11 protein-coding genes and 1 rRNA gene are annotated in these 12,768 nt (G+C 57.6%); 3 read left to right on the top strand and 9 right to left on the bottom strand.

The window, feature by feature from the left end; all coding sequences use genetic code 11:
* Window positions 1-15 precede the first annotated feature (15 nt).
* Both ACTNB2_RS04350 and ACTNB2_RS04345 read right to left on the bottom strand, forming a co-directional pair.
* The gene (locus ACTNB2_RS04350; RefSeq protein WP_427796146.1) at window positions 16-654 is read right to left on the bottom strand and encodes an amino acid ABC transporter permease; all 639 of its coding nucleotides are present in this window, start codon (window positions 652-654) and stop codon (window positions 16-18) included.
* Between the two features lie 153 nt (window positions 655-807).
* Entirely contained in the window at window positions 808-1,668 is an 861-nt protein-coding gene (locus tag ACTNB2_RS04345; RefSeq protein WP_441041369.1) for a transporter substrate-binding domain-containing protein, read from the bottom strand.
* 337 nt (window positions 1,669-2,005) lie between these two features.
* Here ACTNB2_RS04345 and rlmD point away from each other — a divergent pair, with 337 nt between their 5' ends.
* Window positions 2,006-3,454, top strand: coding sequence for a 23S rRNA (uracil(1939)-C(5))-methyltransferase RlmD (gene rlmD, locus ACTNB2_RS04340; protein ID WP_441041367.1), 1,449 nt, complete (start codon window positions 2,006-2,008; stop codon window positions 3,452-3,454).
* Window positions 3,455-3,517: 63 nt separating this feature from the next.
* On the opposite strand, the gene ACTNB2_RS04335 is transcribed toward rlmD, so the two are convergent.
* The 5 genes from ACTNB2_RS04335 to tilS all read right to left on the bottom strand — a co-directional run bounded on the left by ACTNB2_RS04335 (window position 3,518) and on the right by tilS (window position 10,259).
* Window positions 3,518-4,339: a phosphatase gene (locus tag ACTNB2_RS04335; protein ID WP_154517764.1), complete on the bottom strand. Its 822-nt coding sequence runs from the start codon at window positions 4,337-4,339 to the stop codon at window positions 3,518-3,520.
* A gap of 165 nt (window positions 4,340-4,504) precedes the next feature.
* Window positions 4,505-5,689 carry a pyridoxal phosphate-dependent aminotransferase gene (locus tag ACTNB2_RS04330; protein ID WP_441041365.1) on the bottom strand — a complete coding sequence of 395 codons (1,185 nt, stop codon included), beginning with the start codon at window positions 5,687-5,689 and terminating at the stop codon, window positions 4,505-4,507.
* 185 nt (window positions 5,690-5,874) lie between these two features.
* Window positions 5,875-8,022 carry an ATP-dependent zinc metalloprotease FtsH gene (ftsH, locus tag ACTNB2_RS04325; RefSeq protein ID WP_427719758.1) on the bottom strand — a complete coding sequence of 716 codons (2,148 nt, stop codon included), beginning with the start codon at window positions 8,020-8,022 and terminating at the stop codon, window positions 5,875-5,877.
* Between the two features lies 1 nt (window position 8,023).
* Window positions 8,024-8,572 (bottom strand): hypoxanthine phosphoribosyltransferase, encoded by a 549-nt coding sequence (gene hpt, locus ACTNB2_RS04320; protein ID WP_154517754.1) that lies wholly within the window; start codon window positions 8,570-8,572, stop codon window positions 8,024-8,026.
* 148 nt (window positions 8,573-8,720) lie between these two features.
* Window positions 8,721-10,259 (bottom strand): tRNA lysidine(34) synthetase TilS, encoded by a 1,539-nt coding sequence (gene tilS / locus ACTNB2_RS04315; protein WP_441041363.1) that lies wholly within the window; start codon window positions 10,257-10,259, stop codon window positions 8,721-8,723.
* Window positions 10,260-10,307: 48 nt separating this feature from the next.
* On the opposite strand from tilS, the gene ACTNB2_RS04310 reads away from it, so the two are divergent.
* Complete coding sequence (locus ACTNB2_RS04310) at window positions 10,308-11,117, top strand: MBL fold metallo-hydrolase (protein ID WP_441041361.1); 810 nt, start codon at window positions 10,308-10,310, stop codon at window positions 11,115-11,117.
* A gap of 101 nt (window positions 11,118-11,218) precedes the next feature.
* Here the strand turns inward: ACTNB2_RS04310 and ACTNB2_RS04305 are convergent, their stop codons facing one another.
* Complete coding sequence (locus tag ACTNB2_RS04305) at window positions 11,219-11,650, bottom strand: Hsp20 family protein (protein ID WP_427728790.1); 432 nt, start codon at window positions 11,648-11,650, stop codon at window positions 11,219-11,221.
* 274 nt (window positions 11,651-11,924) lie between these two features.
* Between ACTNB2_RS04305 and ACTNB2_RS04300 the strand changes: the two genes are divergently transcribed.
* The gene (locus ACTNB2_RS04300; protein ID WP_441041359.1) at window positions 11,925-12,395 is read left to right on the top strand and encodes a hypothetical protein; all 471 of its coding nucleotides are present in this window, start codon (window positions 11,925-11,927) and stop codon (window positions 12,393-12,395) included.
* A 113-nt stretch (window positions 12,396-12,508) separates the two neighbouring features.
* Here the strand turns inward: ACTNB2_RS04300 and rrf are convergent.
* Window positions 12,509-12,624: ribosomal RNA gene (gene rrf / locus ACTNB2_RS04295) — 5S ribosomal RNA — on the bottom strand.
* Window positions 12,625-12,768 lie beyond the last annotated feature (144 nt).

The following is a 12,768-nucleotide window of genomic DNA, read 5'->3' as shown; positions in this document are numbered from 1 at the left end:
GCACGACGGAACAGGCTAGTCGTGGTAGTAGTCAAGTCGCTTTTCGGCGGCGCCCAGCAGCATCTCGACCACAAAGTTAAAGACCCAGTAGATCAGTGCCGCAATCGCAAACGGCACCATGCTCACTTGAGAGGCAACCAGTGCCTTGGCCGTCGAGAACATCTCCCCCACGCCGATGGCAAACGCCAGCGATGTGTCCTTGACCAGTGTGATGATCTCGTTGCCCATCGCCGGCAAAATGCGCTTGGCGACCTGCGGCATCACAATGTACAAAAACGTCTGCAGGCGTGAGTAACCCAGCACCTCGGCGGCCTCATATTGACCACGCGGGATAGACTGCAAACCCGAGCGATAGATCTCGGCAAAGTAGCCGGCATAGTTGATGATGAATGCCACAACGCACGCTGTCCACTTGGAATCGGGCGTGAGCGAAATACCAAAGACATAATACGGAGCAAAGTAGATGGCAAACATCTGCAGCATGAGCGGCGTACCGCGCATGACCGAAATGTAGATGCGCGCAATCCAGCGCAGCGGCGCGATTCTGCTCATACGCATAAACGCCACGGGAATTCCCAAGGGAATCGAGCCCAACAGCGTGAGCACAAACAACTGCAAACTGACCAAGAAACCCTGGCCAAGCATCTGCATCATGACTTGAATAGACAACCCAAGCTCTCTTTCACAGCAACAGAACAGCAGGTGTTAATTGAAATAGGCACAGTGCCCAAGATTGCGAGCGACAAGCCCGACGAAGCGTACTTTGGTACGCGAGGAGGGTTGGAGCCGCAAGGTTGGGTGCTGTGGCTATTTCAAAACCCAGTTGTCGAAGGATAGACCGTAGCTCGCGTACTTGTCGCACAGGTCCTTGACTGTACCGTCCTCATAGAGCGCCTTGAGCGACTCGGTCACGGCGTCGGCCGACTTGGTATCACCCTTCTTAAAGCCAACGGCGTAGTGCTCGCTGGACAGCGGCTTGTCAAGTTGCGTATAGGCATCGGGCTTGGCGGCAAGCTGATACTGGGCGATCGAAAGGTCGCAGGCCACCGCATCGACCGCGCCGCTCTCGAGCTGCATGAAAGCCGTGTTGTACTCGCCGATGGTATCGAGCGTGGCAAACGTCGCCGCCAGATCCTTCTGGTCACCCTCTAGCACATCCTGGGCAGCAGAATCGATCTGGGTAATCACGGTCTTGCCGGCAAGGTCGTCCCAACTCTTGATGCCCGCATCCTTCTTGACCACCAGCACCTGCTCATTGAGCATGTACGGCTCGGAGAACGTGTAGTCGTCCTCGCGGCCCTCCATGGTAAAGCCGTTCCAGATGCAGTTGATGGCGCCCGAGTTGAGCAGCGTATCCTTGGCGTCCCAGTCGATGGCCTCGTACTTGACCTCCCAGCCCTGCTTATCGGCAACTGCCTTGGCCAAATCGAGATCAAAGCCGGTGTACTCGCCATCGTCTCCCACAAAGCCATACGGAGGATAGGACTTGTCAAAGCCCACCACGAGCTTCTTAGACTCCACAACGCCCTTGGCGTCCTTTGCCGCGGCAGAGCCGGCAGTGGAACCCTTGTCGGCACCACCGCCGCAGCCGACAAGACCAAGGCCAAGCACCGTGGCGAGCGAGCCGGCTAGACCAACAAACTGACGACGAGACATATCGGTATTCATGGTATTCCCCCTTGATGGCACTTTAGCTAAGTAAAGTGAGTCATGTAACGTTCAGAATCATACACTTTAGCGTGATAGAGCACAAGGCGAGTTTGCCCGCCGCGTGAGGGGTGTGGGGTTAAGTTTCCTGCTCTACAGTCCTGCTCACGACGGAGGCCACATTAAGTGGCCTCCTGTTCGTGCGGAACTCGCGATAAACTTAACCCCCACACCCCTCACGCGGCGGGCAACCGTCGTTGGGCTTATCGCTGACACGATTAAACCGCTTGCATATCGTCTGCTGGCTTGGCACGGTACAATACTCGCAGCTTTAATTCATGAATTAGTGGAGTTATTGATGGCAGAATCTCGTGCGGAGCGTAAGGCTCGTCGTGCTTTGATCGAGGCGGCTGAGGGGTCGGAGGAGAAAAAATCTTCCAAGAAATCCAAGTCATCTCAGGATGCGAAGGGCAGGCCAGCCAAAGGCAAGGCTAAGGCCAAGCGCCCCAACTTTCGTCGGGGCGAGGATAAGGCACCTCAAGCTCGTTCCAAGCGCTCGCATAATGAGTCGTCCCGGTCCGCTCATAAGGCCGTTGATCCCAAGTCGCCCTGTTCCATCATGAAAGCTTGCGGTGGATGCACGGCGCTCAACAGGCCTTATAAGAAGCAGCTGGCGACCAAGCAGGCTGCTATGGATGAACTTTTTGCTGCTCTTTGCGAGCGTGAGGGCATAACCGTCGATCCCATTCGCGGTATGGACGTTACTCTGGGCGACCCGGGCAAATATCCTGCGCCGCGTGGTTTTCGCCATAAGGCCGCCACTCCCTTTGCCCCCGGCAAAGGGAGCGCTGTCCGCTGCGGCTTTTTTGAGCGCGGCACGCACAGAATCGTCGCTGTTCCCGAATGCCCCGTCGAGGCACCGGGAGCCCGTCAGATTCTTAACGGCATTGCGCGTGAGGCCGAGCGCCTGCACATTCCCGCCTTTAACGAGGACAAGCATCTGGGCCTGCTTCGCTATGCCGTCGTTCGCTGCGGCTGGCGCACCGACCAGATCATGATCACCCTCGTTACCGCCCAGCGCGACCTGCCGCATGCGCAGGAATTCTTTGAGGCCATCGCCGCACTCGATCCGCGTATCGTCACCGTCGCCCAAAACATCAACGGACGCCCTGGCAACGCCATCCTGGGTGAGGAAACCCACATCGTGTATGGCGCTGAATGCATGCGCGACCAGCTACTCGGCTGCGAGTTTGATATCTCCCCCACCGCGTTCTACCAGACCAACCCGCAGCAGACCGAGCTGCTCTACCAGCTCGCTATCGACGGTATGGATCTGCACCAGGGCGATGTTCTCATGGATGCCTACTGCGGCAGCGGCACCATCGGTCTTTGCGCAGCTAAAGAAGCTCAGAACAAGGGCATCGGCATCATGTTACTTGGCGTAGAGCGCAACCCGGCGGGCATTGCCGACGCACGCCGCAACGCCGAGCTCAACGGTCTTACCCGCAGCGCCTGGTTTATGGCCGACGATGCCACCGACTACATCCTAGATGCCGCCGACAACAACGAGCGCATCGACGTCCTTTCCATCGATCCGCCGCGTGCCGGCTCTACCCCCGAGTTCCTCGAAGCCGCCTGCGCGCTTAGACCTCGCCGCATCACCTATATCAGCTGCAATCCCGTGACCCAAGAGCGTGACCTGCACCAGCTCCTCGACGGTGGCTATCGCCTGCTCAAGATCACGCCCGTCGACATGTTCCCCCATACCGACCACACCGAAACTGTAGCGGTCCTCGAGCGCCGCTAATCCACCGGCACAAGAAGGGGGCGACCCGTCTGGGCCGCCCCCTTACTTGGTTTATGAACTCCGCTACATCCTCTTGCGCAGGTCACACACGCCGGCTGCCGCCATCTCGCGCAGTAGCGTCTCGCGGTCGCGCGTCACGATCAAATCCAGCGGAAAGTGAATCTCGTCGAGCATCTTGCGCGCTTGGTCGAGCTTACCAATTGCCATACCAATGTGCGCATCGGTCGAGACGCCAATTCCCACGCCCAGCTCGGCGCACCGCTCGGCAATCTTGCGGCACACGTCCCAATGCTCGGCATCCGCGCCATGCTCAAGACTGTGATTGTTGATCTCGATGATCTTGTGCTTAGCCTTAGCAGCAAGCAACACCTCGTCGATATCGAACGGCACGCCCGATCGACCCGTATGCCCCAGCATAAACACCTTGGGGTGCTCCAGAGCATTGATATACATCTCGGTCGTCTGGGCCAGCGTCGCGCCTTCAGCGAACTGCGGATTATGCACGCTTGCAACCAAATAATCCAAATTACGCGTAACCCGATCGAACAGCGAATGCTGACGGCTGTACGAATCGCCGGCAATATCGAGCGTGACAGGAGTGTCCTCGCCAAACAGACTTCCGTCCAGCGAAACGATATCGGCCTCGGCGCCACGCAGCACCAACACGCCACTCCAAATGCGCGGCCATATATCCTGGTTGATAAAGAACTGGTAACTGCGCAGGTCATTGGGGCAAGCCGTAACCATAGAGCTCAGATGGTCGGCAGATCCAAGCACCTGCAGGCCACGCTCTGCCGCCCAGTACACATTCTCCTCAATGGTCGAATATGCATGCGCAGAGAACATCGTATGGGTATGAATGTCACAGGAAAGCAGGTAGGGCATCAGGTCTCCTTATCTGGTATGGCCGTCGCGTATATTCATTGTACGCATAGCCTTCGATAGTCGTAAAACCGCTCCATCCCAAAGACACAACGTCCATGACAACGGGGTCCGGTTTAACACCAAACCCCGTTTCACGTAAAACATTGTAGGCAGAGCGCTCTGCTTTTAACGATACTCGTCCGCCAACTGTTTCCAAGCTGGTAGCGAATTGATAATCGTTTCGTAACTCACGCAATAACCCAAGCGGAACCAACCCGGCATGCCAAAGCTATCCGAAGGCACCGCGAGCAACTCGTACTTCTTTGCACGCTCGCAAAAAGCGTTTGCGTCGGGCTCGAGCGCCTTCACCCACAGATAGAAAGCGCCGTCCGGCTCAACGTAGGTGTAGCCGTACTCCGCCAATGCGTCGGTGAGCGCCGTTCGGTTGCGAGCATAGGCTTCGACATCACTCGGCTCATCGATGCAGTCGATAATCACGCGCTGGAAGAGCGCCGGTGCGCACACAAAACCCAGTGTACGGGCGGCACCGGCGACGGCCGGTATAAGGCGAGCAGCCTGCGGATTGGTGTTGGGAACCAAAATCCAACCCACACGCTCACCCGGCAGCGACAGCGACTTGGAATACGAATAGCACACGACGGTGTTCTCGTAGATTGAGGGTACCCAGGGCACCTCGGCACCGTACACGATCTCGCGGTACGGCTCATCCGAGATGAGCATAATCGGATTCTCGGGATCACGCTTGGCATTGACCTCGCGCAGAACATTGGCCAGTCGCGTCAGCGTGTCGCGCGTATATACGGCACCGGTCGGGTTGTTGGGCGAGTCGATAATGACGGCCGCCGTCTTATCAGTAATCGCCTTGAGCACGTTGCCCACGCTCAGCTGGAACGTGTCTTCATCGGCGGGTGCCTCGACACACGTACAGCCGGCCTTCTCAATCCACACGCGATACTCCGGAAAGTACGGGGCGATAACAATGACCTCGTCACCGGGATTGGTAACAGCGTTGAGCGTGCAGGTGAGCGAAGCCGCCGCACCCACGGTCATAAAGACATCTTTACCCTCATAGCTCGTGCCAAAACGACGGTTGAGCGACTCGGCCACAGCGACACGACATTGCGGCAGGCCTGGTGCGGGCGTGTATCCGTGCAGTTGGTCGCTCGGCAGCTCCAAGGCCTTTTTGATGGACTCCGCCACGGCAGCGGGCGCCGGAACACTCGGGTTGCCCAGCGAAAAATCGAATACGTTCTCCGCACCGATCTGTGCCTTGCGTTCAAGTCCATAGCTAAAGATCTCGCGGATGATAGAGCTTTCCGCGCCGCGAGCAAACATGGTTTCGTTGATCATCTGTTCCCCTTTCGCATAGGCGGTATTGTACGCTTTAGTCAAGCAAAGTACCGCAGCAATGTTAATTGGGGACAGACTTAAATGCGTGAAAACGCTCATTTAAGTCTGTCCCCAATCAACAGATGGCCCCATATCGCTCAAAAAAGCCTCCGCAGGTTTCCCCGCGGAGGCTCTCACGACAAAGACTACTCGTCGGCCTCGGTGTCGCCATCGGCCTTTTTTGTGTCAGCAGCCTCGACATCGTCAGCGCTATCGGATGCGACTTCGGCATCCTCCTGCATGGCCGCCTGCGCAAAAGCTGCGGCATCAGCCGCCAGCTCCTCCTCGCTCATACGAGGCGCGCGCTTTTTGGTCGGCACGCCGGCCGCCTTGGCATTGCGCTCCTCCTTGGCTGCCAGAATGTCGCCCTCGCGCTCAAGGTAGGCATCCCAGTCGTTGTCGAGCAGGGCGTTCACGGCGTCGCCTTCGACGGTCTCGCGCTCAAGCAGCACCTTCGCCATCAGATCGAGCTGATCGCGACGGGCATCCAAAATCTCAACAGCACGGCGATGGGCCTCACGCATGATGCGCTGAACCTCGATATCGATGCGGCGCGCCGTCTCCTCGGAGTAATCCTGGTGATCGGCATAATCGCGACCAAGGAACACCTGATGCTGCGCCTCGCCAAACACTTGCGTGCCCAGCTCCTCGCTCATGCCCAAACGCGTAACCATCTCGCGCGCCATCTTGGTCGCGCGCTCCAGATCGTTGCTCGCGCCCGATGTAATGTCATCGCACATGAGCTCCTCGGCAACGCGACCGCCCAAGAACACGGCAAGCTCGTCGAGCATCTCGTTCTTGGTCTTGAGGAAGTGATCCTCCTGCGGAAGCTGCAGCGTATAGCCCAGAGCCTGACCGCGGCTGACAATCGAAATCTTGTGAACCGGATCGGAGTGCTCCAGGATGTGACCCACCAGAGCATGACCGCTCTCGTGGTAGGCAATCGTGGTGCGCTCGGCTTCGGTCATCACGCGCCCCTTGCGCTGCGGTCCTGCAATCACGCGCTCCATCGATTCTTCGACCTCGTCCATCGAGATCACGGAGCGATGACGGCGAGCGGCAAGCAGCGCGGACTCGTTGAGCAGGTTTGCCAGATCGGCACCGGTAAAGCCAACGGTCATCTGAGCGAGTTTCTCAAACTTAACGTCCTCATCCATTGGCTTGTTCTCGGCATGCACGCGCAAGATCTGCTCGCGCCCCTTCACATCCGGGCGGTCGACCGTAACCTGGCGGTCAAAACGACCGGGGCGCAGCAATGCCGGATCCAGAATATCGGGGCGGTTGGTCGCGGCGATCAGGATGACCGATTCGCTTTCCTCAAAACCGTCCATTTCGACCAGCAGCTGGTTGAGCGTCTGCTCGCGCTCGTCGTGACCGCCGCCCAGACCGGCTCCGCGCTGACGTCCCACGGCATCGATCTCGTCAATGAAGATGATCGACGGAGCCTGAGACTTGGCCTCCTTAAAGAGGTCGCGCACGCGGCTGGCGCCGACGCCCACGAACATCTCGACAAAGTCAGAGCCCGAGATGCTAAAGAACGGGACACCGGCCTCTCCGGCAACGGCCTTGGCCAGTAACGTCTTACCGGTACCCGGAGGGCCCACCAGCAAAACGCCGCGCGGGATCTTGGCACCCAGCTTGCGATAACGGTCCGGATCGCTCAAGAAATCGCGAATCTCTTCGAGCTCCTCAACAGCCTCGTCCACGCCGGCAACGTCTTCGAACTTGACCTTGGGACGCGTAGCCTCGTTGGTCTTGGCGTTGGTCTTGCCAAACTGCATGTTCCTATTATTGGCGCCCATCATCTGGCGCATAAAGTAGAACATGATGGCGATCAGGGCAATCGTCGGCAGTACGCTCATCGCCAAGTCGCCCCAAAAATCGGGGTCGTTGGTGTTGACGATGTACTTAGTGTCGGGATGCTCCGCCATGAGCTCGGCAAGCGAATCGGAGCCGACATAGGTCGAGGAAAAGCTCTTGAGCTCACTCGTGTCGCCCTTGTCCTTTTTCGCCTTCCAGTAATGACCCGTCACGCTTCCGTCCTGAACCGTATAGGTCAGATCTTCGACGCGATCCTGCTTGATAGCGCTCACCATCTCGCTCGTCGCGAGCTTAACGGTATTGCTGGAGCTGGCAAAGCCGGAGCCCATATTAAAGAAGGCGTAGCCCAGAAGTGCGCAAGCCAAAAGAAAATACAGCCAGCCCGTACGTGTGGGTTTCTTGCCTCCGGGCATCCCCGGAATCTTAGGGTCCCGGGGTGTCTGGGAATTGTAGTCGTTACGGTCGTCGGGCATCTTACGAATAAACCTCCGGTTTCAAAATGCCCAGATACGGAAGGTTACGATAGCGCTCGGCATAGTCGAGGCCGTAGCCCACCACAAAGGCATCGGGGCAATGGGTTCCAACATACTTGGGCGTAATGGCCGAGATGCGATCCTCAACGTCCTTCCACAGGAAGGCGGCGACCTCCAGAGAAGCGGGCTTGCGGCTCTCAAGGTTCTTCATCAGATACTTGAGCGTCAGGCCCGAGTCCAGAATGTCTTCAACGATCAGCACGTCACGACCGCGGATATCGATATCAAGGTCTTTGATGATACGCACGATGCCCGAGGACTTCACACCGTCGCCATAGCTCGAAACGGCCATGAAATCGATATTGGTCGGCAGCTCGATCTTGCGCATCAGGTCGCCCATAAAGACCACGGCGCCGCGCAAGACCGCAATCAGCACCAAATCCTTACCCGCGTAGTCGCGCGTAATCTCCTCGCCCAGGCGAGAGACGATACCGTCGATATCCTCCTGCGTAAACAGAACCTTCTCGATATCCGGATGTTGAGAAGCCATGACAACCCTTTCTTGTGCTTAATCGCCCACACACCGCCGTATGGACGCGAACTACACATTCTAGCAGCGCACGGGGTATATTTTCCAGCCCGTGCACCATCAGCGCGGGAATACCGTCAACGCCGCACAGAAAAACTGGTGCGAGGGGCTAATCCGCGTCAACCACGCGAAGCAGATAGGCCACACGCGTCGCCGCCGTGCACTTAAAGCGTTCGTCCGCGCGAACTCCGGCGACCCACACCACGACACCCCCCGGTGCCGTCCTTACCATGGGCACGCCGGTGCGCTCGGAAACGGGAATACGAGCCTCGCACAACAAGTCGGATACCTTCTTGCTTCGGCCACTCATGCCTAACGGGCACATCACGTCTCCCGGTGCGGGACCGTCCACCCACAGGCGCGCCAATCGCCCCTCGGCAGGAACCTCGCCGCGCGAGCCCGCCAAGATCCGCTCGCTATCGCTGTTGGCAAAACCCAGGGCAGCCGCGTCCACCAAAGCTGCCACTTCCCCAGCAGCCGCAAACTCACGGGCGCGGCGCACGATATCGCATCCCGGCTCAACGGCTATCGCTTCTGTGACCAGCATACGTCCCCCGCCCAACGACATACGGCCGGGTATGGTAATCCAGTCCGCAACCAAGCCCTCACGAGCCGCCGGCGCCTTAAACGCCAGCATGCCAAACTCAACACGTGCGTCAATCCCCGCCGGAAGCGTAACCGAACCCGCACCCTCGGCAACACAGGAGAGGACTCGCTCCACATGGCGCATCTCTGGGCGAGCGTCCGGATCGATGCGTTTAATCGCCAGTCGCACGATGCGCCGCGCGATTACCACCTCGGCCGCAGCAAGGCGTCTGGCATCAAGCACCAGCGCGCCCGCTGCCTCTTTGCGCAGGCAGCTTCGAAACGCCTGTGCCGACAACTGGGATAGAAACGCATCCTCATCACCCAAGATCTCACAGGCGGCACCAATCGTCTTGCACACGCTCGCATTACGCTGCGCCAGCACTGGCATTACCCGGTGGCGAACGTAGTTTCGCAGATACGAGATATCTTCGTTGGTCTCGTCCTCGCGCCACGGCTGACCATGCACCTGCAGATAGCCCACAAGCTCGCCATGAGTTAGGTCGAGCAAGGGGCGTACCACAATATTCCTTCGGCGGGGAATGCTCGAGAGCCCAGCAGGGCCCGACCCCTTAATGGCGTTCATCAAAAATGTTTCCGCGCGGTCTGAAGAGGTATGGGCAGTGCAGATGCGCGCCGCCGTTCTCGGCGCCCCCATCTTGGCACAAAGCTCGCGAACATACCTTCGCGCCGCGGCATAACGCACCTCGCGCGCAGCCGCCTCGATATTGCCCGACTCCCCATCAAAATAGGCGTGCTCCACGCACAGCGGCAAGCCGTATTGTGCGCAGAGCTCGCGCACAAAGGCCTCGTCGCCGTCGGATGCCTTGCCTCGCAGGTGATGGTTTACATGAAGCACATGTAGGCGCTCGCGAGCAATGGGGGCAACGCCGCGTCCATCTTGGATATCCAGCTTTGATGTGCACGCCATAAGAAGCAGTGCCGTCGAGTCCGCACCGCCTGATACCATGAGCACCACAGGAGCAGCCTGCTGCCTCGTCCGGGTCTCATCGACTGCCCCGGGTACGGCATGGTGTCCGTAATGCTGTGATACCGTTGGCATTCGCTTCCTCCTCTATTCGTCAGCACTCATTGTATCCTTTGGAATCTTATGTCTCGCCTGCACCTTCATATCCTCGGCAGCGGCTCTAAAGGCAACTGCGCACTCATCGAGGGCCCGCAGGGGCTCATTATGGTCGATGACGGACTGTCCCGCCGCGAAACGCTCAAACGCATGGCTGAGCTCGGCCTTTCGGCAGACGACGTGTCCGCCCTTGTTGTCACCCATGAGCACAGCGACCACATTAAGGGGCTTGAGGTGTGGTGTAAACATTGGAACGGACCGGTCTTTTCCAGCAGAGGCACGCTCGCATCAAAGGAAAGCCTCGCACATCTGTCTGTTGAGGAATTCGACCCAGGTGACGCCCTCTCTATTGCCGGGGTCCACATTCAAACGTATTCGACATCGCACGACGTCGTCAATCCTGTCGGCTACCGTTTTGATGCCCAGGGTGATTCGCTTGGCTTTGCCACCGACACCGGCGAGTTGTCGAAGCATGCCATCGATACGCTCAAGGACTGTCGCATTCTCGCGCTTGAAAGCAACCACGATGTAGCCATGCTGCGTCAAGGAGACTATCCTCGCTTTCTTCAGGAGCGCATCCTGTCTGCAAAAGGGCATCTCTCCAACGAACAGGCCGCCGATGCCGCACGCGCGCTGGTAACCGATCGCACCGAGCAGCTTATCGCGATGCACATTAGCCAAGACAACAATCGCCCAAGCCTTACCGTCAAAAGCTACGCAAGCTCACTTGGGGCGACACTCGACAACGAGCTTGGTAGCACCGCCACCCGCATTGAGGGGCCACATAAACTCACGATACGTCCCGCCGGGCAATATCAGCCCATGACCATTCAGTAGGCCGTCTCAAATATTCAGTAGGCTGTCTCAAATAGAAAAGGGGGCCGGGAATCGCTTCCCAGCCCCCTTAGCTCAGGCACCGATGTTAATGGCCGATAACGTTAGTCGATGAAAATCTTCGTAACGTTCTTCTTCTCGACAATCTTAGGAACCGTAACGGTAAGGATGCCGTCAGCATACTTTGCAGAAAGGCCCTCGCTCGAAGCATCCTTCAGGTACACACCGCGCGTCGCGCTGTAAGAGCAAAACTCCTTCTGCAGGTAGTTCTTGTCCTTGTTCTCTTCGCTCTCCTCAACATTCACGCTAATGGAAAGACGACCCTCATTGAGCTCAACGTCGATGTCGTCCTTCGCGACGCCGGTCAAATAGGCCTTGACCTCGTAACCGTCGCCCTTGTCCTCAACATCAACGGGAAACGCCTTGGAGGCGATCGAGTTGTTTGCCAGATCGGTCATATCATCAAACAGATCGAACAACGAGCTAGCAGAGGGACGAACACCAAAAACCGAACGATAAGGAACCATGCTTGCCATGACTACCACTCCTTTAAGGGACTGCCGAGCCATCTTCTAGGTGGCAGGGACTTCTTTTGACGCTTTAATATATGCCCATCCATTTCTTATATATACATTTTGATATAAAGTTTTTTGAGTCTCTATCTATAAGCATATCTAAGTCTGTGTGACTAAGGTTTAATGAGGTCAAGGTTCTTTGAACCGTGCCTTAAATACCAAATGTGCCCTAGCTAAACAAAGCTGGGGCTTACAATGAGCGTATACACAATATTAATGACAACCTAAGGGCATCATGGACGATCAAACCTCCGACAATTCGTATGATCAGATGCAGAACGATAAATCAACCTATCCGCAGACCATACGCTACCATCGTCCCCATATTTCCCAAGAGCCTATTGACGATACAGAGCCTGAATATGTAACTCGCAATCGTTATCAAACCCTTGAAGAATCTCAATCAGGTCGCAAACACATGGGCGTAGCACCGAGCGAATCGGCGTATCTCAAAGATGCCCCCTTATCCAAAAACAGCGCATACAACCAGGAGCAAGCCCGAACACCCGCCAAGCAACAACGAAGAGAGCCTCGCCCTAAGCAGACCCTAACGCATTCTGCCCGCTATTTAGAGACGCCGAAGCAAGGAAAATCGATATTTATATCGTCTAGCAGGCGACGCAAACAGCACCGGCTCCAAATCGCGCTCTTGATCATTGCCATCGCGGCAATCGCGCTGGTCATTCGTTTTATTTTCTTCAAATAGAAAAGACAATTAAGCCGTAGGGGCTGTAAGTTTACAACGCCCAAACGCAAAAAGGGGGAGGCCGCGAGGCCTCCCCCTTCTCGATTCTCGATGACGGCTCGGTGCCGTCCACCGGTCAGCGGCGCCCTGGCCTCCCACGGGCTGGCCCCGCAGTACTCTCGGCGCGATGGGGCTTAGCTTCCGGGTTCGGAACGGGACCGGGCGTGCCCCCCATGCTCTGGCCGCTGACCGGTGGGCGGCGCCCACCGTATCTTCGGTGTCCGGTGTCTCATCCACGTGCCCTGGGGGCCGCATGGCGCATAGGAGAGGTCCGACTCGGGGGCATCCTCGTGCCCGGACCGCGCGTGAGCGCTGGGTCCCGCGGGCCGCGAGG

It is taken from the genome of Collinsella sp. HCP28S3_G2, from assembly GCF_052065125.1.
Classification (GTDB): Bacteria; Actinomycetota; Coriobacteriia; order Coriobacteriales; family Coriobacteriaceae; genus Collinsella.
Note: the sequence above shows the minus strand (reverse complement) of the source record. Positions and strands in the feature narration are given on the sequence as shown.

Coding starts and splice junctions, on each gene's coding strand:
- ACTNB2_RS04300 (WP_441041359.1), top strand. CDS start 11,925: ATGGACGATCAAACCTCCGACAATTCGTATGATCAGATGCAGAACGAT.
- ACTNB2_RS04350 (WP_427796146.1), bottom strand. CDS start 654: ATGATGCAGATGCTTGGCCAGGGTTTCTTGGTCAGTTTGCAGTTGTTT.
- tilS (WP_441041363.1), bottom strand. CDS start 10,259: ATGCCAACGGTATCACAGCATTACGGACACCATGCCGTACCCGGGGCA.
- hpt (WP_154517754.1), bottom strand. CDS start 8,572: ATGGCTTCTCAACATCCGGATATCGAGAAGGTTCTGTTTACGCAGGAG.
- ACTNB2_RS04345 (WP_441041369.1), bottom strand. CDS start 1,668: ATGAATACCGATATGTCTCGTCGTCAGTTTGTTGGTCTAGCCGGCTCG.
- ACTNB2_RS04330 (WP_441041365.1), bottom strand. CDS start 5,689: ATGATCAACGAAACCATGTTTGCTCGCGGCGCGGAAAGCTCTATCATC.
- rlmD (WP_441041367.1), top strand. CDS start 2,006: ATGGCAGAATCTCGTGCGGAGCGTAAGGCTCGTCGTGCTTTGATCGAG.
- ACTNB2_RS04335 (WP_154517764.1), bottom strand. CDS start 4,339: ATGCCCTACCTGCTTTCCTGTGACATTCATACCCATACGATGTTCTCT.
- ACTNB2_RS04305 (WP_427728790.1), bottom strand. CDS start 11,650: ATGGCAAGCATGGTTCCTTATCGTTCGGTTTTTGGTGTTCGTCCCTCT.
- ACTNB2_RS04310 (WP_441041361.1), top strand. CDS start 10,308: ATGTCTCGCCTGCACCTTCATATCCTCGGCAGCGGCTCTAAAGGCAAC.
- ftsH (WP_427719758.1), bottom strand. CDS start 8,022: ATGCCCGACGACCGTAACGACTACAATTCCCAGACACCCCGGGACCCT.